The sequence below is a fragment of the Brevibacillus ruminantium genome (genome assembly GCF_023746555.1).
Taxonomy (GTDB): domain Bacteria; phylum Bacillota; class Bacilli; order Brevibacillales; family Brevibacillaceae; genus Brevibacillus; species Brevibacillus ruminantium.
In genome coordinates, this window is sequence record NZ_CP098755.1 from 2,703,950 (window position 1) to 2,723,481 (window position 19,532).

Below are 19,532 nucleotides of genomic sequence, written 5' to 3' on the forward strand. Positions count from 1 at the left end.
CTACAAGACGAAAAAATAGAAAGAGGAGGGTACTATGAAAAGACTGCTTACACGGTCAGGCTGTTGGCTCCTGATGCTGCTGCTTGTGTTCCAGCTCGCGGCTGTTCCGGCATGGGCCCAAAATGCAGCGACCGCTGCAGAACCACTTACGGCAAATATCGAACAGTTTTTGGCAGAGCTAAACAAAGATCCGAACAGTATCGGATTGCACACGGGGATCAAGGTCTATGATTTGACAGAGAAAAAGGTATTGTATGAACATAATGCGGACAGGACTTATGTACCAGCTTCCAATATGAAAGTGTTTACGACAGTCGCCGGCTTAGATCGACTGGGGCCGGAGTACCAGTGGAAGACGGAAGTATATGTGACGGGTAAGGCAACGCCGGGAGGAGTGCTGAACGGGGACCTGGTATTAAAGGGCTTCGGCGATCCGAGCCTGAGTGTTGCTGATTTGCAAAGCATAGCGGAAGGGCTGAAAGAAAAGGGAATCCGGCAGATAAACGGGAGTCTGCTTGTGGACGACAGCTATTTTGATGACATGCGTCTCGGCTATGGATGGATGTGGGATGATGAGCCATACGGGTACAGCGCCCAGCTCAGTGCGCTCGCTGTACATAAGAATATGGTTACTGTCACGGTTCAGCCTGGGAAAAAGGCAGGGGAGAAGCCCGTCCTGACGCTAGACCCGGCTACGGATTACCTGCAGGTGCTCAATCAAGTGCAGACAGTTGCAGGGAAGGAAAGCAAGGTAGCGGTAGAGAGGCCGCGCGGGACGAATACTATCATTTTCAGCGGGACGATTGGTGTCGAAGCTTCTTCTTATGAGGAAGATGTCTCACTGGAAGACCCGGCCCTTTATGTAGGGGATGTCTGGAAGCAGCGGTTAAGCGCAGCGGGCATCAAACTCCATCCTCAAGTAAAGGTGAGCAAGACATCGGTTACTGACGGCGTGCCCTTTTACACGCATCTCTCCAAGCCGCTGTCTGAAATCATGATCGAATTAAACAAGGACAGTGACAATTTTTACGCGGAGATGCTGCTCAAAACTTTGGGTGCCGAAAATGGGAAAGGGTCTGCGGAGGCAGGCAGTGAAGTGGTCAAGGAGGTCTTGAAGCGGGCAGGCGTGGAAAGTGATTATGCCCAAATGGACGGTTCCGGGTTGTCTCGCTTTGACTGGATCACGGCGTCGCAAATGGTCGGTCTGCTCTCCTTCGTTCAGAATCAGGAATACAAGGAAGTTTTTGAGCAGTCTCTCCCGATTGCAGGAGTGGACGGCACGCTGAAAAACCGGTTAAAAGGAACGATTGCCGAAAAGCAAGTGTTTGCCAAGACGGGGTCGATGGGCGGGGTAAACAGTTTGTCAGGCTACGTAACGGCGAAGAACGGCAACAAGCTGGCATTCTCGATCCTGATCAACGGGATTTACAAGTCTAAGTATGCGCGCGATTTGCAAGACAAGGTTGCCATTTTACTTGCCTCCTATCCGGATATTCAGACACCGGACGGCTATCAGTCGCCGAAACAGCAGACCTATAAGCTGTCCGCGCTGTTGGACCCGATTGTCGATGAAGCAAATGCTTCCGGATTGACGGCGGGTATCCTGGTCAAAGCTGTGGAACAGAAAAATAGTGACCCGGCGGGAGCTGTTTGGTATGAGCACGAAGCAGATACGCTGCTCACACCCGCTTCGAATCTGAAGCTGCTGACGACGGCAACGGCCCTGACGCAGTTAGGCAGTGATTATCAATACAAAACAGAAATGTACGGCAGTGCGGCAATTCCAGCGAATGGTGTCTTCCAGGGGGACTTGTATCTCAAAGGGTATGGCGACCCCACTTTGCATACCGAAGACAAGCTGAAGGTGCAGGATGGTGTGTCCGTAGAGTCCATCGCAAAATGGCTAAAGGAACAAGGAGTCAAACGGATTAATGGCAACCTGATCCTGGACGAAGGGTACTTTGATCAGGAGAGGCTCGGATTGGGCTGGGCCTGGGATGATGAGAGCTATTACTACAATCCGCTGCTCGGAGCGTTGGCATTGAATCGCGGAACCGTGATGATCGAGTTTGAGCCCGCCAGCCGCGTTGGTGAAAAAGTACCGATCAATCTGTTGCCCAAGACGAAATATGTAACAGTGATCAACGAGGCGAAAACGGTTGGCGCCGATCAGCCGAATACCTTTGCCATCGAGCGTGATCGCGGAACCAATACGATCAGGGTGAGCGGCAACTTGCCGGTGGGAACAGCAGCAGATTACGAGCGCGTACCTGTTGAAAACCCTGCCCTGTATGTAGGTACCGTTCTTCGGGAGACCCTGGAGCGCGAAGGCATCACTTTTGCCGGCAACAGTACCGTTTCGATCGGTATCGTTCCATCCCAAGCAGTAAAATGGACCGAGTTTACCTCCAGACCACTCGCCGAAATTGTCACCTATCTGAACAAGCGAAGTGACAATTTCTACGCCGAAATGCTGCTGAAAACACTGGGAGCTGTGAAGAAAAACGAAGGCAGTGCTTCAGCAGGAGCCGAAGTGGTAGCAGAAACGCTTGGCCCGCTAGGTATTGAAACCAATTTTGACATGATTGACGGCTCTGGTTTGACTCGCTACAACTTGATCTCTGCCCGCCATATTGCCGGGGTGCTGGAGGCCATGACGGCGAGCTCTGTCTTTACCGAGTACTTTGATTCCTTGCCCATAGCAGGCGTGGATGGCACACTGACCAGTCGCATGAAGGAAACGGCGGCTGCCAACAACGCACGGGCAAAAACCGGTACCCTGACTGGCGTGAGCAGTCTTTCCGGGTATGTCGAGACCAAGGATGGCCAGAAGCTGGTTTTCTCCATCATGATTAATGGGTATAAACCAAAGGGCGCCGGATTTATGACAGGATTGCAAGACCGGATTGTCGAGGCACTTGCGGAGTATGAGGAATGATATAGCCTTAGATGGCAAGCATGACAAAAGGGCAGTTACTCAGCTGTCCTTTTTCTATTTTCCAGCGAGATGTAATGCGAAAAGTTATCTTTATTGACTGATCTGTTCATTTCACACACGTGGACTTTCTTCCAGCAGATTAGGCAACTGACGGTGTCGGCTAGTTCCACTGGTACATATCTATATTCAGAAAAGTGGAGACCCGGAGTAGCATAAACGCGAAGAGAGAGGGCGTGAGTGTGAGGTGAGTGCAAAGCGATTTGATTCTATGCGGTTGGAACGATTGGCAACAGAAATGTTGATACGGGCGGGAGTTTCTCCACGACATGCGGAGACTGTCGCCCGTTCGCTCGTCCATGCCGATTTACGTGCGATCCACTCTCACGGGATGGCTCGCCTGGCTGTTTACCTGAAAAGAGTAGAACAAGGCTTGATTGACCTTGACCAAGAGCCTTCCATCCACAAACAAGCAGGAGCGACTGCAATCGTCAATGGGAAGAACCACTTGGGGGCTGTCGTGGGAGAAGCAGCCTTGCAGACTGCGCTGGAGCTGGCTGAACAATATGGCATTGGGGTGGTTGGCGTGGCAGCCTCCAATCACTTTGGCGCTTGCTCCTATTACGCGGAGCAAGCAGTAGAAAAGGGCTACATTTTGATACTCATGTCAAATGCACCGAAGTCGATGGCGCCAACAGGAGGGGTTCGTCCCTTTTTTGGTTCCAATCCAATAGCCGCAGGTATTCCCACAGGTGTAGAACCCCCTTTTTTGCTCGATATGGCGACTGCGGTGGCTGCACGCGGGAAAATTGCCCTTGCTGCCCAAAAAGGAGAAGCCATTCCCCAGGGATGGGCGATTGATGAACGGGGTCGTGATACAACTGATCCTGTTCAAGCGTTGCGCGGGGCCCTCTTGCCGATCGCAGGTGCAAAAGGCTACGGCCTCTCCATGTTGGTTGATATTCTGTGCGGACTTTTAACGGGTGCCGGCTATGGACCAGACGTTCACAGTCTGTACGAAAACGATTTTTTTCCACAAAACGTGGGTCATCTTTTTTTGACGCTGCGGATCGAGAATTTTATGCCGCTCGCACTCTTCCAACAACAGATGGATACCTACATCCGTCAAATCAAAGCGGAACCCAAAATGGAAGGGCAAGATGAGATCCTGATTCCGGGGGAAAAAGAGTGGCGAACAGCCGCAGAAAGAAGGACAAACGGCATCCCGCTCCCTGATGAGATCGCTCTTGAACTGGAAACGATATGCGCGAAATATCAGTTGACGCTGGAAGAAGCCCGCATCCAATGACAAGGACAAAAGACCAGTCATAGACTGTATGGAAAAAGGAATGGGAGGGGGAGTTTCTGATGCTGCGACACATGTGCAAAGGGAAAATTCATAGGGCTACTGTCACTCAGGCAGAACTGGACTATGTCGGGAGCATTACGATTGACAGTACACTTATGAAAGAAGCCAATATTCTGCCTTATGAAATCGTCCAGATCACCAGTCTGAGAAATGCGACCCGCTGGAAGACGTATGCGCTCCCGGCGACTGCCGGTTCAGGTAAAATATGCCTGAATGGACCGCCCGCCCATCTGTTTCAGCCTGGCGATCTGGTCATTATTTTAAGCATGGGCATGTACACAGAAGAAGAAGCGAGCCAGCTTGTGCCGCGGGTTGTGTTTGTCGACGAGCAAAACCGGATCACCGGGGTTGAAGACCACCATCTGATTACGAATGGAGTGGACATCCAATAAAACCGCCAAATGTTGGGAAGTGGAGAAAACATCAGGTTATGCTGAAGGAAAAGCGCTTAGGAAAATACCTCCCTGACACGGTTTTATTTGAGCCGAAAGCACTCTGGGACCATGTCAGGAAGTACGGCTCCGTTATCCTAAAGCCTTCCGGAGGCGGTGGCGGAGCAGGCATTATCAAGCTTACCAGGCTGAAGAATGGACATTATCGGGTTCATTCCGGACATGAGAGAAAAGAGATTGCAGGCAAATCCGCTGTCCTTGCCCATATCCGTTCGCGGTTTCGTCCCAAGCCTTATTTGATTCAACCGTATCTGTCCCTTGGCAGGATCAATGGAAGACCTTTCGATGTGCGTGTCATGCTTCAACGAAAAAAGGAAGGGCCATGGGTGGTAACCGGTTGGTTAGCTAAGCAGGCTGGACCGGGCTTCGTTGTGACCAATGTGGCCAGGAGCAGGGGCAAAGTCTTACCTTTGACTGCGGCTGTAGCAAAGTCCAACTGTAAGGTGTCTCCGGAGCTTTGGGATGAGATGAAAGAGATGTCGATCCTTGTTGGTGAAAGACTTGGAAAACAGTATCCCAGCTTACGCATGATTGGTCTTGATTTAGGGATCGATGTGAATGGTCGGCCGTGGATCATCGAAGCCAATTTTCGCCCATCTCTTTCCTTGTTTAAAAAACTTCCGGATTTGCGTGCGTATCGACGGATCAAGCGCCATCGAAATCAGTAAATGCCAGCCACTTGTCGACCGGACAGACAAGTGGTTATTTTTCGTTCGATTGAATAAATTGAAAATTCGTGATTGTAAAGGAATTAAAAATAGTTATAATGAGTCTTATATATGTAAAAACGGAACTCTAGTTCCGATATTCGGAACGGAGGTGTGGATTTGACTGAAACCAATCGCACTGTCTTAAAAGCATTGGAATTGCTTCATTTGTTTCTGACCCATCCGCAATTGACCCTGTTTGAAGCGGTCAAAATATCTGGCCAGCCTAAGACCTCTGTCTATCGCATGTTGCTTTCACTGGAAGAAGGCGGATTATTGCGGCGGACTTCTGATGGTGCGTTTGAATTGGGATTAGGCTTTTTACAATATGGACAAGCTGTTGCAGAGCGCTTGGATATCCGCAAGGTGGCACTCCCCATCATGAAAAAACTGAACGAAGAGATTGGAGAGGCGGTCAATCTGATTGTACGTGACGGTGAAGAGGCAATTTATGTGGAAAAAGTGGATACCAAGGAACCCGTTCGCGTTTACACCGCCATCGGCAGAAGGGCACCGATGTACGGAGGAGCATGTCCCCGTGTCTTGCTTACCTTTATGCCCGAAAAAGAACAGCAGGAATACCTGGCGAGGGTAGATCTCCAGCCAATCGCTAACAACACCATCACGGAGCTGGACGTCCTTCGCCGGGTTTTGGAGGTAGACAAAAAAAACGGATATACCGTCAGCCACTCAGAGCTGTTTAATTATACATCTGCCGTGGGCGCGCCCATTTTTGATCATATGAACCGGGCGATTGCCGGGATCAGTATCGTCGGACCTACCACTCGGTACGCAGATGAACGAATCCCGTTGCTGGCCGAAAAAACGATGGAAGCGGCCAGAGAAATATCCCGTCAGCTTGGCTGGATCGAACAGAGAAGAGGGAGGGGAGGCAGCCAATGAGCGACATCTACATGGAACCACTCGGCGAACAGGCAATCATCATCCGCTTCGGTACCGTAATCGACCAGAACACACATGAAAAAGTAAGGAAATTCGCGGCCTGGATGGATCGCTTCCCCATACCGGGGATGGTGGAGTACATTCCAGCCTATACCACGGTAACGGTTTTTTATGATCCACTTGCCGTCATGGACGGAAAGCGTCTCGACCCTCATACGCAAGATCAAATGCTCTCACCCTATGAGCGGGTAAAAAGAATGCTGCATGAAGCCTTGGAGCAGTCTTCCGATATTCGGCCAGCCGCCGGCAATATCGTGGAGATTCCTGTGTTATACGGGGGAGAAATGGGACCAGACCTCGCTGAAGTAGCAGCTTATCACCAAATCAGCGAGGAAGAAGTGATTCGCATCCATTCACAGGGAGAGTATCAGGTCTTTATGATCGGCTTCGCCCCTGGATTTCCTTACATAGGCGGGATGTCCGAGAAAATTGCGACGCCGCGGAAAAAAAGTCCACGTCTGCGAATTCCCAGCGGCTCTGTCGGTATCGCCGGCACGCAGACCGGCATTTATCCGCTGGAGACTCCCGGTGGCTGGCAAATCATCGGAAGGTCTCCGGTCAGTTTGTTTCGGCCCAATCACAATCCTCCCAGTTTGCTGCAAGCAGGAGATTACGTGCGTTTTATCCCCATCTCCAGGGAAGCGTACGAGGCGTATAAGGAGGAAGAATCATGATGCTCAAAGTCATTAGACCCGGCCTTCTTACCTCCATGCAGGATGGCGGCCGGACGGGCTTTCAAAAACATGGAGTCATTGTAAGCGGCGTGATGGACCCCTTTGCCCACAGGATTGCCAATCTTCTGGTTGGGAATGAGGGGAACGAAGCGACCTTGGAATTGAGTTTGATGGGCGATGCTTGGGAAGCAACCGAGCATGTACTTCTTGCAATCTGCGGAGCAGATATGAATCCAATGGCAGATGGCGTGCCGTTGCCGATGTGGAAACCAGTCTGGATTCGAGCGGGCACCATGATCAAATTCAGCGGCTGCAGGCGCGGGGCACGAGCCTACGTGGCCATTGCCGGAGGCTTTCAGGTTCCTCTGGTGATGAACAGCCGGTCTACCTATTTGCGTGCGGGTATTGGCGGATACCAAGGCCGCGCCTTGCAAAAAGGAGACGAACTCAAAGCCGAAGCACCCTCCGAGCGATCCCAAAAACTTTTTGACTATCTTGAGAAACATGCGGAGGGGCGTACATTTTATGCGCCCGACTGGGGCATCGCTGCAGAGCTCTTTCCCCGCTATGACGCAAGTCCAGTCATCCGGGTAATCAGAGGGAATCAATATGACTGGTTTACCGAGAAAAGCCGGCAAGACTTTTTCCAGAAGGGCTTTCGGGTAAACACCCAATCAGACCGGATGGGATATCGGCTGGATGGACCTGTTTTGGAGCGGATCGAATCCGACCGGGAATTAATTTCGGAAGCGGTGACCTTTGGTACTGTACAAGTCCCGGCAGAAGGCAATCCCATCGTACTTTTGGCCGATCGCCAGACAACCGGTGGATACCCTAAAATCGCCCAGATTGTCAGTGCGGATTTACCGTTAATTGCCCAGACAAAACCGGGGGACACTCTTTATTTTCGGGAAATCGCCCATCAGGAGGCGGAAAGGCTGCTGTTTGAAAGAGAGCAGTTAATCCAGCAGGCCAAGCTGGGTATCCAACTTAAATACATGTAGGAGGCGGAGAACATGACCTATCACGTGGACTTGAACTGTGACATGGGGGAAAGCTTTGGAGCTTACCGTATCGGGCATGACGAGGAGATTTTGCCGTTCATTACATCGGCCAATATTGCCTGTGGTTATCACGCGGGAGATCCGGCTACCATGAGAAAAACCGTAAAACAGGCTCTCGCCTATCAGGTTGCCTTGGGAGCCCATCCTGGACTGCCGGATCTGCAAGGTTTTGGTCGTCGGAACATGAAGATTACTCCCGCGGAAGCCTATGAGTATGTCGTGTACCAAATCGGTGCCCTGCAGGCGTTTATTCAAGCGGAGGGGGGCGTCATGCAGCATGTAAAGCCGCATGGTGCGCTGTACAATATGGCCGCAGTCGATTCAAAGCTTGCGGAAGCGATCGCAGAAGCCGTCTATCGGGTGAATCCAGAGCTCTATCTGGTCGGGCTGGCTGGGAGCCATTTGATTGCAAAGGGCAAGGAAGCGGGACTTCGTGTAAAAAATGAAGTTTTTGCCGACCGGACCTACCAGCAGGATGGCACGCTTACGCCTCGTTCACAGTCCGACGCGCTGATCACCGATGAGAATGAAGCAGTATCACAGGTGATTCGGATGGTAAAAGAAGGGAAAGTAGCCACGAGACAAGCAACGGACAAGGATATTTTGGCCGAAACCATCTGTATCCACGGTGATGGTCAGCATGCTCTTGCTTTTGCCCAGCGTGTCCGGGCTTCCCTTGAATCCGCGGGAATCGAGGTGAGGGCAATGGGCAAATAAGCGAAGAACCACAACGACATCGAAAAGTGAAACAACAGAGAGGAGATAACAAAAGTGAAGGCTACCAAACTAAGCCTCTTGATGGGGGCAGCATTCTTGATGGCAACCTCTGCCATTGGACCTGGTTTTTTAACACAAACCACATTCTTTACAGAAAAATTGGCAGCCAGCTTCGGGTTTGTGATTCTGATGTCCATCCTGCTTGATATCGGAGCCCAGATGAACGTCTGGCGCATCATTGCCGTATCGGAAAAACGAGCACAGGACATCGCCAACCTGGTAGTTCCTGGATTGGGTTATCTCGTAGCTCTGCTGGTTGTCATGGGCGGACTGGCCTTTAACATCGGAAACGTTGCTGGTGCTGGTCTTGGATTAAACGTCTTGTTTGGCATAACACCAGAGACAGGCGCAATCGTAAGTGCAATTATTGCCATCGGTATATTTCTCGTGCGTGAAGCCGGCAAGCTGATGGATCGCTTTGCGCAAGTGATGGGCGTGGTCATGATTCTTTTGACCTTGTACGTTGCGATCACATCTGCTCCTCCCGTTGGCGAGGCCGTCATCAAATCATTTATTCCTGACTCTATTGATGTATTGGCAATCGTTACACTCGTCGGAGGCACAGTAGGCGGCTATATTACCTTTGCGGGCGGGCACCGCTTGCTGGACGCTGGTGTAAAAGGGCATAGCGCACTCCCTGAGGTGACAAAAAGCTCTGTTTCCGGAATTGCCATCGCGTCGATCATGCGGGTGGTCCTGTTCCTTGCCGTACTTGGTGTGGTTGCGCAAGGATTGAAGCTTGATCCGGCCAACCCTCCGGCGTCCGTCTTTCAGCTTTCTGCGGGCGAGATCGGCTACAAAATTTTTGGAATCGTCATGTGGGCAGCAGCCATTACTTCTGTGATCGGATGCGCATACACATCGGTCTCATTTATTCGTACGTTTCATCCTAAGATTGAAAATTCATACAGATATGTCATCGTCGGTTTTATTGCATTATCCACGCTTGTTTTTATACTCGTTGGACGCCCGGTAAAAATTCTGGTGCTGGTTGGCGCCTTAAACGGTCTGATCCTGCCGTTGACACTAGGTGTAATGCTGGTTGCTGCCTATCGTAAAAATATTGTAGGGGATTACAAACATCCCCTCTGGATGACGATTTTCGGAGGAGTGGTGGTCGTCTCCATGGCAATCATGGGCGGGTATACCCTCATTAATGAACTGCCCAAGCTTTTTGCATAAAATCTCACATCTGAGCCGCAGAACATTCATACACTCTGCGGTCTCTTTCTATTTTTGTCGTTGCTGCCGATAATCCGGGTAAGAAATGAAATGGTGAAATCATTGAGGGATGGCAGGGGTGGTCAAAGTTGCGATTATTTTTATCGAGCTGCCAATGGGCGATGTTTATTCTTGCTGGAACCGTGGTTGCTCCGTTGGCCATTGGGCAAGCGTACGGAATGACACCAGGGGAAATTGCTGATTTTGTTCAGCGAACCTTCCTGGTCCTGGGGGTGGTATCCCTGCTGCAGGCGCTGTGGGGACATCGCTTGCCGATCATGGAAGGACCAGCTGCCCTGTGGTGGGGTGTCTTTTTATTATTTGCCTCGCTCGGCCCGGCTATGGGGCTGGAGCAAAGAGAGGTGTTGCCCGCACTGGCAATGGGCTTGCTGGCGAGTGGACTGATTTTTATTGCGGCCGGAGCATTGGGCTGGATGGACAGCATCCGTCGTTTGTTTTCTCCAACCGTGATCGGCACGTATTTTTTACTCCTGGTGGCACAGATGAGCGGACCGTTTCTGAACGGGATATTCATGACAAGGGATGACGGAGCCACCGGTACGGGGATTGCGATCTCTTTGGGAACGCTCGTTCTCACGCTCGTTTTGGCTCGAAGCAAAATAATGTTGCTCCGCAGTTATTCGGTTCTCATTGCAATTCTGTTTGGCTGGATCCTCTTTGTGGCTGCGGGGATCTATCATCCGATCGAGGGAGGGGCACATACGCTGCTATCTTTTCCGGAGATGATGGCATGGGGATGGCCGCAATGGAATAGCGGGATTATTCTGACCTCCCTGATCGTTACGCTGCTGTTGTTCAGCAATCTGATCGCCAGTTTGGAAGCTGTCGAGCAAGTCGTACAACCAAAAGAAGAGGTAAACGCCAATCGCTCCGGATTTTTGATGGGGGTCAGCCAACTGCTGTCAACCGCCTTCTCGACTATCGGGTTTGTTCCGCTTTCTTACACGGCGGGTTTTATTCTCACGACACGTATCAAAGACAAGCTGCCGTTTATTCTCGGGAGTCTGGCTGTGATGATGATGAGCTTTTTTCCTTTTGTCACGGTCCTGTTCGCGTCGATTCCCGTTTCTGTTGGCTATGCCAGTGTGTTTTTATCCTTTGCCAATATGCTGGGGATGGGGATTCGGGAAGTCTCCAGAGGCGGTCTCGGGGAAAGACAGATGTTTATCGTAGGCGTTTCGTTAATGTGCGGGACTGGTACGATGTTTTTCCCCGCGACCTTTTTATCAGTGCTTCCTCCTTATATTAGTCCATTACTGAGCAACGGTTTGTTGATGGGCGTACTTATCTGCATGGTCATGGAGCGTCTGATGCAACCCGAGCGTATCACTGCGACAAAAGAATGGAGTCAATAGCTTTGGGTAAGGAATGACAATAACTGATATCTGCCCCGTTTTTTCATGAAGGAAAAACGGGTTTTTTTGTATTTTTTAGCAAAAAAGGTCAAACGATCAGACTCTTTTCAGAAAAAGTGTTACTTTTGGGCCTCTTTTCCGTATTAAACAGTGGGGTATTTTGGAAAAGCATCGTGAGAAAGGATGAGAAGCATGCACTCCACGCCCACCCCGTTGGAAGATAGAATCAACGAGCTGGATATCATCAGAGGCTTTGCTCTCTTTGGCATATTTTTGGTGAACATGCCCGGTTACATGTTCCCAGAGCTATTTTCCAGTCTACAGCGATTTCCGGAGCACACCGGTTCAGTTGATTTCTGGCTGCGCATGTTTTTGGACATGTTTGCCCAGACGAAATTTTATGCGATCTTCTCCTTTTTGTTTGGTATCGGGTTTTATTTGTTTATGAGTCGTCTGGAGATAAGAGGAGAGCCGGTGACAGGCAAATACCTCAGGCGATTGGCTGGTCTGTTTCTATTTGGCGTGTTGCATTTGTTTTTTTGGTTTGGCGACATTTTGCACACCTACGCGGTTGCAGGAATGCTCTTGCTATTCTTCTATCGTAGGCGAGAGGCCGTCATTCGCCGCTGGGCGATCACCATTCTTGTTCTGTTTCAGATACCGATGGGACTCTCTCTGTGGTTCCCTGTTGACGAACAAGCGCTGCAAACCGAAAAAGAGGCACAGCTCGCTCGTCAAGCAGTCGAAGTCTACCAAAATGGCGGGTTCGATGAGTGGCTAGCCTTTCGCTGGAACTATGAACTCCCGGTTCTTTTAGAAAATGAATGGATGGCGCTTTTCACTGTTCTGCCGTTGTTCCTGTTTGGTTTGTACGCGGGTAAGAAAGGTCTCTTTCACCAACTTGACTTGAAGCTTCCTGTCATCAGGCGATATTGGATGATTTCCATGTTAATCGGCTTGCCTCTGGTTGCACTGATCCCGCTTGCGTACTTCGGGAAGGTGCCGTTCTCAGGAACGAGAGACATTGTCCACCTGGTTCTGGTACAGTGGAGCGGACTTGCGTTATTTGTGTTTTACATCACCTCGATTCTACTGATGACGAGAAGAGAGGATCTGAAGAAGAAACTGAGCTTTTTTGCACCGGTAGGACGGATGGCGTTAACCAATTACATGGCACAAACTTTAGTTTGCGTCTCGCTTGTCAGGGTGTTTGATCTGTACGGACAAACTCCGCTCTGGGTTGGCTTCGTTCTTTGTCTGCTCATCCTGCCACTGCAAGCAGCAGGAAGTCGCTGGTGGCTGACCCGCTATCACTACGGTCCACTGGAGTGGGTATGGCGCTGTTTGACATACGGTGCTGTTCAGTCCTGGAAAAAGTGCGAAGCTGTAAATAGGAGGATCTTATGAAAACGGGTACTATGATGACGATTCTCGTCGTAACCATCCTGACCACAGGTTACTGGATGTTGTGGAAGTGGCTGCAGTCCAAATAGTTCCACTTCCATTGTTTTCTATTGGCCAATTTCTTTCCGAATAGGTAGGATGGGGATGGATGATCACAAACACCACAAAGAAGCTGCCGATTATTCGGAAAGTTAGTTTTCGATAGGGAGAAAGGTTTGAAGAACATAAATGGCCCAAAAAGAGCGAATTGCTGAGCTGGATTATCTCCGCTCCTTTGCGTTTTTAGCTGTCGTGTATCAGCATGTAATCGGCATCTATATACGCAAACCGGGGGTGAGTGAAGAGACATCCTTTTTATTTGGCATGTTATTTCATTTAATGAAATTTGCCGTCCCGGCTTTTGTGTTTGTCACCGGGCTGGTGCTGTTTTATAATTACTATGAACGTCTGGCATATCCGCGTTTTATCCAAAAGCGGTTTACCGAGATCATCATTCCCTATCTGATTTGGTCACTTGTCTATATGGTATGGCATCACGATCTGACAGGGTGGAACCTGCATACCTTCATGCTTGTGTTGAAAAAATGGCTGACCGGAACCAGTTCCTATCACTTGTGGTTTGTGGTCATGATTTTTCAATTTTATTTGCTGTATCCTGTCTATCGTCAGCTCTTTCGCTGGGCGATTCAATTCTTTCGCGGCAAGGTCGGCAGATGGGGCATCATCGGTGCGGCTGCACTTGCCTATACGGCGTTGATGTGGTTTTCAGCCAGGTATCTTCCCGCTAACGCTTTTCGCTTTGAGATCAGTTGGTTGGATGCCTATCTGATCAAATTTCGCGACCGCAATTTTCTGTATTACTCCTTCTATTTTTTGATGGGGGGGCTTGCAGCATTTGCGTTGCCAAAGTTCCGCGTTTTATTGCAGAGGAGCTGGCTGTCCCTTTTTACAGCATTTGGCATTATGTATGGCTATATCGGATATGAACTGGTAAAATATTCTGGAGGATTGCCAGTCAATCTGAATGTTGCGACGACACTAAAGCCATCCATGTTTTTCTATACCGTGATTCAGCTCCTGATTCTCTATCTGCTTGTCCTTTGGGTAAACACATCCAAAGCGCATTGGAAGAAAGCACTTTCGCTTCTCGGTCATTATTCGTACGGGGCGTACCTGATCCATGCACTGGTTCTGACGTATGTCATGAAGCTGTTGAATAAATGGGAGTGGACCAGCAATGGGCTGGGAGGGAGTTTGCTTGCCTTTGTCCTCTGTTCCCTGCTCTCCTTTTTAGGGTCCTATCTGCTCGCCAAATTACCGTTCGGGTCCTGGCTGGTGGGGGCAGCGGAGAAAAAGACAAAAAGCTCGCCCGTACGATCCCCGAGGGAAAAGGAAAGGCAAGCGATATAAAACAAGCCAACAAACAAACCAAAACGAGCGTAGAACGGCTTCCCACAACTCATGATGTAGGAAGTCGTTTTTTCTTTATTCATTAAGACAAAAAGACTGCGCTAAAACAGAAGGTAATTCCGGTTGAACGACAAAAAAGGAGTGGAAAAAAGAGTTGATCTCCGCTTATTTACAGTTGGCATTATCCATGGCGTTTGTTGGCATCAATATCTCTATCGGCAAAGAGATCGTGGAGCATGTGCCGGTATTCTTGTTTTCAGAATTCCGTTTTATTCTCGCTTCCCTTATCCTTCTTCCTTTACTGGCAATGCGTGGAGAGTGGAAAAGCTCATGGGAAAAGAGCGAGGGTAAGACGTTGTTCTGGCAATCCTTTTTTGGTGTATTTTTATTCAGTATTTGTATGCTTTACGGTGTTCAGTGGACAACAGCCACTTCGGCCGGGATTATCACCAGTACGGTCCCAGCCTGCATCGCACTTTTTTCCTATTTGCTGTTGCGGGAAAAGATCCGCTCTCATCAATGGGTTTCGATTCTTCTCTCCGTGGTCGGGATCAGCATGATTACCTTCGTCGGAGGGGGAGCAAATCTGGAGATGGCCGCCATGTTTGGCAATCTTCTCGTTTTCCTGGCGGTGATCTCAGAAGCGCTGTTTACGATTTTTGCCAAGCGATTGTCTGGCCGGATCACCCCTTTTCAAATGACAGCAGCTATCAATACGATCAGCCTGGTTCTGTTTCTTCCTTTTGCCATTGCTGATTTTGTAAAAACGGATCTTTCAGCTGTCCCGCTCAAAATCTGGCTTTTAATGATCTATTACGCGGTTACTGCCAGTGTGCTTTCCTTTGTACTCTGGTATCGGGGAGTCGCCAAAGTAGCTGCTTCCACAGCCGGTCTGTTTACCGGTTTTATGCCGATCAGTGCAGCACTCGTTTCCATTCTGTTTTTGGGAGAACATTTTACCTGGGCTCATGGAGTCGGTATGCTGTTTGTGCTGGCAGCAATTGTGGCGGGCACCAGAAGCAGAATGGCGCAGCCGGTTATCGATCACGCGGAAAACGGATGATGGGGATCGCGGTTGGTTTTACGCGGGCAAACGGAGAATGAATGTATCAAAAAAAGCGTTTTGGCACAGAGCCAGAACGCTTTTTTCATTGACTACGCTTGCAGATCAAGAGCCCCTTGGTAGATCAGGGAGAACAACTCTTCGATATTTTCTTCTTCAATACAGGAGAACGCGATGCGCAAGTCTGTTTTGCCCAAGGCAATAGTACCGACGCCGTATTTCTCCAGCAAATGGAGGCGAAGTGCTTCCGCATCTACATGCTTCAGCTTCAGGCACATAAAGTATCCGGAGTTGAACGGATAATAGCCCCATACCTCATCGAACTTACCGCTGTCCAGCAAATCCTTGACCCGGTTGGCGCGGCGTTTCATGATCTCGAACTTTTCTTGCTTTTCCTGGTGGAATGTTGGAGATTTGAGCGCCTCCAGGATGAAGGTTTGCGAAGGATGCGGACCGCTGGAGATGGTAGAGCGAATAATTCCGAGCGTTTTTTGTTCCAGCGCTGAAAGCAGTGCATCACTCGAGCCGCCATAGGTGATGAATCCAACCCGGAATCCCCATACATACTCTTCTTTGGTCGCGCCATCCACTTTTACCGGCAGAATGCGCGGATGTAGGTTACAAAGTGCCCCGAACAGGGATTCTTTGAGGGAATCTTCGAAGAACAAGCTAAAATAAGCGTCATCGGTTACCGCAACGATATTGATACCGGCTTCGGCACCAGCAGTCAGCGCTTCAATAATACGCTGTGCTTCTTCTGCACCAGGCGTGTAGCCCGTCGGGTTGTTGGGGAAGTTGAGCACGACGATCGCTTTGCCTTTTTCTTTTTGCGCCAAAATCGCCTCGCGCAAGCCATCCGCATTAAACTTCATATTTTCGTTGTACAGCGGGTAGTATACCATTTCCGCTCCACGGCGAACGGAGAAAGTCAGCTCGTAGTTTTCCCAGTTTTTATCCGGGATAATGACGGCGTCGCCAGGTTCTGCGAACAGATCGGAAACAATGCTGAGCCCGTGAGTCAGGGCATTGGTGACAATCGGGTTGCTGAAAGATTTATCCTCCAAGGACGGGTGTTCCTCCAGCATTTTTTTTCGCCAGGCTGCGCGAAGCTCCGGTTTACCTGCAGGCGGTGCGTATTCGTACAAATCTTTGGGCGCATAAGCGGACAAGTTGTCTTGAATGACCTTCAAATGCATAGGCTGCCCGTTTTCCATGGCGATGCCGATGGTCGCATTAAACTTGTTTGCTTTCGCTTTCGCTTCAGCTGATTGGCTGAGGATACCTTCTTTCGGGAAATACATCAATTTTCCCAAATCAGAGATCATGTCGTAGAAATGCGGGTTTTCGCGTTGGATGGTTTCGTTCAACTGCGATGCAAGTGGATGCATGGTTTCCTCCCTCTATCTCCATCAAGTTCATGTTTACCATTTACGATAGCGCATATAAGTGGATTTGTCGATGAAAAAACAGGGGTTCACAAAAGCTGTTTGACGAATGTAAAAGGCTTTGTTACGTTGAAATCACAACGAAGCTGATCAGGGGAGGAATAAAAGATGGCAGAACGGATCATTGTGCAACTGGGAGACCCGATTCTTCGGGAAAAATCGAAGCCCATCAAGACTATCACTCAAAATGTCTATAAAGTGCTGAATGACATGGCAGAAACGATCTATGCCGCCAAAGGCAGGGCAGGTCTTTCCGCCATTCAAATTGGAATACCCAAGCAGCTTGTAGTCATGGATTGTGGTACCGGTTTGATCGAGCTGATCAATCCGGTCATCGTCGAGCGCAGAGGGGAAGAGATGGGTACGGAAGGATGTCTGTCCATACCTGGGGTGGTCGGCCTGGTAAAACGGGCGACGTATGTAAAAGTACGGACGCTTGATCGTACGGGAAACGAGCAGATACTGGAAGCGGAAGGCTTTTTGGCCCGCTGCATGCAGCATGAAATTGATCATTTGCACGGCATACTCTACATTGACTACGTGGAAGAATTGTATCATGATCGCAACGGCAAAAAACTTAGAGCTGCTGATGCGAATCCGATTCTTGCCCATCGGATCCCTGTGAGGAGATAATCCGTTCAGCAGAAAATGACATAGATAAACAGCAACTGGAGGGGAACAGACTGTGAAAAGATGGGATCTCGTGATTTCTGGATTCGGAACAGTGGGGAAACAGGTCGCCCGATTACTGACAGAACGAAAGGAAAGGTACCGCCAGCGATACGATGCAGACGTGAGACTTGTGGCGGTTATGCGCTCAAAAGCCGGATGTTACGATCCAGAGGGCGTATCATCCGAGCTGCTCCAAGCTTTTTCGGAAGAGAATTGCATGGGGGACATGACATTCACGGGAATTGATTTTCTGAAGGGCAGCACTTATGACGTACTGATCGAAACAGGTCCGTCTGATCTGGAAACAGGTGGCGCTGCTCTCTCTTATATGAAGACGGCTTTGGCCGCCAAAAGACATGTGATTGCGGTTTCCAAAGGGGCGTTGGTAGTAGATTATTCCACTTTGTCAGCACTTGCTCGCGAACACGGAGTCTTTTTGAAAGTAAGCGGAGCGACAGCCGCGGCACTTCCAACCGTAGACTTGCTTCAATACAATTTGGCAGGCTCTGACGTCACTTACATGGAGGGGATTTTTACAGGGACCGCCAATTATGTGCTGGGAGCAATGATGGAGGAAGGCAACACGATGGAAACAGCAATTGCCCGTGCACAGCAGATGGGGATTGCCGAACCCGATCCCCGGTTTGATTTGGAAGGGTGGGACACGGCGAGCAAGCTAACGATCATCGCCAATGCGGCCTTTGAAGCCAAGCTTGGCCTTTCGGATGTAAAACGTGAAGGGATCATGACCATCACTCAGGAGCAAATCGCGAAGTGGAAAGCCGAATCCCTCGTTCCCAAGCTGGTGGGCAGCTTGCGAAAGGAGGGTGAAGTGCTTAAAGCGGCGGTTGAACTTCGGCTGCTGGAGTCAGACCATCCTTTTGCACGGGTCTTGGGTACAACCAAAGCCGTTCGTGTGGAAACGGATACGATGGGGGAGTTGTTGGTCGTCGGAGGCAAATCAGACCCAGTGGCTGCAGCATCTGCCGCTCTAAAGGATTTTGAGCATGTGTTGCAACAAACCAGGTAACTCAATCATGATGAAGGGGCGTATACCTTCGGGTGTCGAGTGAATACTATTCATAGGTCGTACTCGTGAGGAGGCTACCCATGGAAAAGCAACAAAACAATGACAAGGATGTCAATGTCGAAATGCAGCAAGTGGGAGCATACCCGACCAAACAAAAGATGCACGAGAAGAAGGTACCTCTTCTGGAAGAAGAACAGGCATGCGATACCTGTTCTTATGAGAGCTGACGAGGTTCTCAGACATCGCAGACTGAAGGAAGCCGGAATCAAGTTGTTTTCCGGCTTTTTCAGCGTTCAACAGGACTTCCCAAAAAAGGATGGTCACTTCCCATGCATATGGATATACATTACTGGATCCAACATTATGGATATATCGGGATTGCGTTCATTTTGCTGTTAGAAATGATCGGTATCCCTTTTCCGGGGGAAACCATTCTGATCGTCTCAGGCATCGCTTGGGTGACAGGCGAGCTTTCTTTGCTTCCTCTGCTTCTCTTTGCCACGCTTGGCAATATCGCTGGTTGCTCGCTTGCCTATCTACTGGGACGCGTGTTTGGACGAAAATTACTGCTCGACTACGGAAGGTTTGTGCGATTAACGCCTGAAAAACTGGAGAAGGCAGAGCATAAATTTCAGAAATATCAAATCGCAATTGTTCTGTTTGCCAAATTTCTCGCAGGAATTCGTGTCCTCGCCTCTTATTTGGCTGGAGTAAACCGTATGTCTTTTTTGACCTTCTCCCTCTATAACACAGCGGGTTCGATTCTCTGGGTCACTGTTTTTGTTGTATTTGGAAAATATATAGAGTTTGCATGGATGAAATACCATTCGCTGTTACATCAGTTTTTCCGAGGATAAACGTTTTCTCAGAAGAAACAAACCTTCCGAAAGGATGATGAAGCGGTTGAAGGAGTTAAAGGAACGGGGCAGGGGTTGATAAGAAAAAAGGAAAAACCGAGTCACTCCCAAGA

The 19,532-nt window shown here is 49.6% G+C and carries 18 protein-coding genes; 17 read left to right on the forward strand and 1 reads right to left on the reverse strand.

The features are described from left to right. Positions 1–34 precede the first annotated feature (34 nt). From dacB to NDK47_RS13440, 13 genes are all read left to right on the forward strand, one after another. A complete protein-coding gene (gene dacB / locus NDK47_RS13380; RefSeq protein WP_251875680.1) occupies positions 35–2,938 on the forward strand; it encodes a D-alanyl-D-alanine carboxypeptidase/D-alanyl-D-alanine endopeptidase in 2,904 nt (967 codons plus the stop codon). A 244-nt stretch (positions 2,939–3,182) separates the two neighbouring features. Continuing rightward, positions 3,183–4,244, forward strand: coding sequence for an Ldh family oxidoreductase (locus NDK47_RS13385; protein ID WP_322112094.1), 1,062 nt, complete (start codon positions 3,183–3,185; stop codon positions 4,242–4,244). Positions 4,245–4,303: 59 nt separating this feature from the next. Next, positions 4,304–4,696 carry an aspartate 1-decarboxylase gene (gene panD, locus NDK47_RS13390; RefSeq protein WP_251875682.1) on the forward strand — a complete coding sequence of 131 codons (393 nt, stop codon included), beginning with the start codon at positions 4,304–4,306 and terminating at the stop codon, positions 4,694–4,696. A gap of 38 nt (positions 4,697–4,734) precedes the next feature. Further along, positions 4,735–5,424 carry a YheC/YheD family protein gene (locus NDK47_RS13395; protein ID WP_251875684.1) on the forward strand — a complete coding sequence of 230 codons (690 nt, stop codon included), beginning with the start codon at positions 4,735–4,737 and terminating at the stop codon, positions 5,422–5,424. 153 nt (positions 5,425–5,577) lie between these two features. Continuing rightward, positions 5,578–6,366: an IclR family transcriptional regulator gene (locus NDK47_RS13400; protein ID WP_322112095.1), complete on the forward strand. Its 789-nt coding sequence runs from the start codon at positions 5,578–5,580 to the stop codon at positions 6,364–6,366. Further along, the gene (pxpB, locus tag NDK47_RS13405; RefSeq protein ID WP_251875688.1) at positions 6,363–7,100 is read left to right on the forward strand and encodes a 5-oxoprolinase subunit PxpB; all 738 of its coding nucleotides are present in this window, start codon (positions 6,363–6,365) and stop codon (positions 7,098–7,100) included. The genes NDK47_RS13400 and pxpB overlap by 4 nt, the downstream gene beginning before the upstream one ends. Beyond that, positions 7,097–8,104, forward strand: a complete 1,008-nt coding sequence (locus NDK47_RS13410) for a 5-oxoprolinase subunit C family protein (protein WP_322112096.1) — start codon at positions 7,097–7,099, stop codon at positions 8,102–8,104. The genes pxpB and NDK47_RS13410 overlap by 4 nt, the downstream gene beginning before the upstream one ends. Positions 8,105–8,116: 12 nt before the next feature. After that, positions 8,117–8,881 carry a LamB/YcsF family protein gene (locus NDK47_RS13415; RefSeq protein WP_251875690.1) on the forward strand — a complete coding sequence of 255 codons (765 nt, stop codon included), beginning with the start codon at positions 8,117–8,119 and terminating at the stop codon, positions 8,879–8,881. Between the two features lie 81 nt (positions 8,882–8,962). After that, positions 8,963–10,123, forward strand: a complete 1,161-nt coding sequence (locus NDK47_RS13420) for an NRAMP family divalent metal transporter (RefSeq protein ID WP_251876149.1) — start codon at positions 8,963–8,965, stop codon at positions 10,121–10,123. Positions 10,124–10,251: 128 nt separating this feature from the next. Continuing rightward, positions 10,252–11,538 carry a purine/pyrimidine permease gene (locus tag NDK47_RS13425; RefSeq protein ID WP_251875692.1) on the forward strand — a complete coding sequence of 429 codons (1,287 nt, stop codon included), beginning with the start codon at positions 10,252–10,254 and terminating at the stop codon, positions 11,536–11,538. A gap of 192 nt (positions 11,539–11,730) precedes the next feature. Beyond that, positions 11,731–12,945: a DUF418 domain-containing protein gene (locus NDK47_RS13430; protein ID WP_251875694.1), complete on the forward strand. Its 1,215-nt coding sequence runs from the start codon at positions 11,731–11,733 to the stop codon at positions 12,943–12,945. A gap of 225 nt (positions 12,946–13,170) precedes the next feature. Then, on the forward strand, positions 13,171–14,352 hold the full coding sequence (locus NDK47_RS13435; protein ID WP_251875696.1) for an acyltransferase: 1,182 nt from the start codon (positions 13,171–13,173) through the stop codon (positions 14,350–14,352). A gap of 154 nt (positions 14,353–14,506) precedes the next feature. After that, positions 14,507–15,415 carry a DMT family transporter gene (locus tag NDK47_RS13440; protein ID WP_251875698.1) on the forward strand — a complete coding sequence of 303 codons (909 nt, stop codon included), beginning with the start codon at positions 14,507–14,509 and terminating at the stop codon, positions 15,413–15,415. A gap of 92 nt (positions 15,416–15,507) precedes the next feature. Here NDK47_RS13440 and NDK47_RS13445 read toward each other — a convergent pair whose 3' ends face one another. Beyond that, entirely contained in the window at positions 15,508–16,803 is a 1,296-nt protein-coding gene (locus NDK47_RS13445; RefSeq protein ID WP_251875700.1) for an aminotransferase class I/II-fold pyridoxal phosphate-dependent enzyme, read from the reverse strand. A gap of 165 nt (positions 16,804–16,968) precedes the next feature. Between NDK47_RS13445 and def the strand changes: the two genes are divergently transcribed. The 4 genes from def to NDK47_RS13465 all read left to right on the forward strand — a co-directional run bounded on the left by def (position 16,969) and on the right by NDK47_RS13465 (position 19,419). Further along, a complete protein-coding gene (def, locus tag NDK47_RS13450; protein WP_251875702.1) occupies positions 16,969–17,493 on the forward strand; it encodes a peptide deformylase in 525 nt (174 codons plus the stop codon). Between the two features lie 52 nt (positions 17,494–17,545). Next, positions 17,546–18,562: a homoserine dehydrogenase gene (locus NDK47_RS13455; RefSeq protein WP_251875704.1), complete on the forward strand. Its 1,017-nt coding sequence runs from the start codon at positions 17,546–17,548 to the stop codon at positions 18,560–18,562. Between the two features lie 80 nt (positions 18,563–18,642). Continuing rightward, positions 18,643–18,789 carry a hypothetical protein gene (locus NDK47_RS13460; protein ID WP_251875706.1) on the forward strand — a complete coding sequence of 49 codons (147 nt, stop codon included), beginning with the start codon at positions 18,643–18,645 and terminating at the stop codon, positions 18,787–18,789. A gap of 102 nt (positions 18,790–18,891) precedes the next feature. After that, complete coding sequence (locus NDK47_RS13465) at positions 18,892–19,419, forward strand: DedA family protein (protein ID WP_251875708.1); 528 nt, start codon at positions 18,892–18,894, stop codon at positions 19,417–19,419. Positions 19,420–19,532 lie beyond the last annotated feature (113 nt).

What these genes read in the sequence shown, in the direction of transcription:
- pxpB (WP_251875688.1), top strand. Translation starts at nt 6,363, where the DNA reads ATGAGCGACATCTACATGGAACCACTCGGCGAACAGGCAATCATCATC.
- def (WP_251875702.1), top strand. Translation starts at nt 16,969, where the DNA reads ATGGCAGAACGGATCATTGTGCAACTGGGAGACCCGATTCTTCGGGAA.
- NDK47_RS13420 (WP_251876149.1), top strand. Translation starts at nt 8,963, where the DNA reads ATGGGGGCAGCATTCTTGATGGCAACCTCTGCCATTGGACCTGGTTTT.
- NDK47_RS13410 (WP_322112096.1), top strand. Translation starts at nt 7,097, where the DNA reads ATGATGCTCAAAGTCATTAGACCCGGCCTTCTTACCTCCATGCAGGAT.
- NDK47_RS13430 (WP_251875694.1), top strand. Translation starts at nt 11,731, where the DNA reads ATGCACTCCACGCCCACCCCGTTGGAAGATAGAATCAACGAGCTGGAT.
- NDK47_RS13460 (WP_251875706.1), top strand. Translation starts at nt 18,643, where the DNA reads ATGGAAAAGCAACAAAACAATGACAAGGATGTCAATGTCGAAATGCAG.
- dacB (WP_251875680.1), top strand. Translation starts at nt 35, where the DNA reads ATGAAAAGACTGCTTACACGGTCAGGCTGTTGGCTCCTGATGCTGCTG.
- NDK47_RS13465 (WP_251875708.1), top strand. Translation starts at nt 18,892, where the DNA reads ATGCATATGGATATACATTACTGGATCCAACATTATGGATATATCGGG.
- NDK47_RS13435 (WP_251875696.1), top strand. Translation starts at nt 13,171, where the DNA reads ATGGCCCAAAAAGAGCGAATTGCTGAGCTGGATTATCTCCGCTCCTTT.
- NDK47_RS13395 (WP_251875684.1), top strand. Translation starts at nt 4,735, where the DNA reads ATGCTGAAGGAAAAGCGCTTAGGAAAATACCTCCCTGACACGGTTTTA.
- NDK47_RS13445 (WP_251875700.1), bottom strand. Translation starts at nt 16,803, where the DNA reads ATGCATCCACTTGCATCGCAGTTGAACGAAACCATCCAACGCGAAAAC.
- NDK47_RS13415 (WP_251875690.1), top strand. Translation starts at nt 8,117, where the DNA reads ATGACCTATCACGTGGACTTGAACTGTGACATGGGGGAAAGCTTTGGA.
- panD (WP_251875682.1), top strand. Translation starts at nt 4,304, where the DNA reads ATGCTGCGACACATGTGCAAAGGGAAAATTCATAGGGCTACTGTCACT.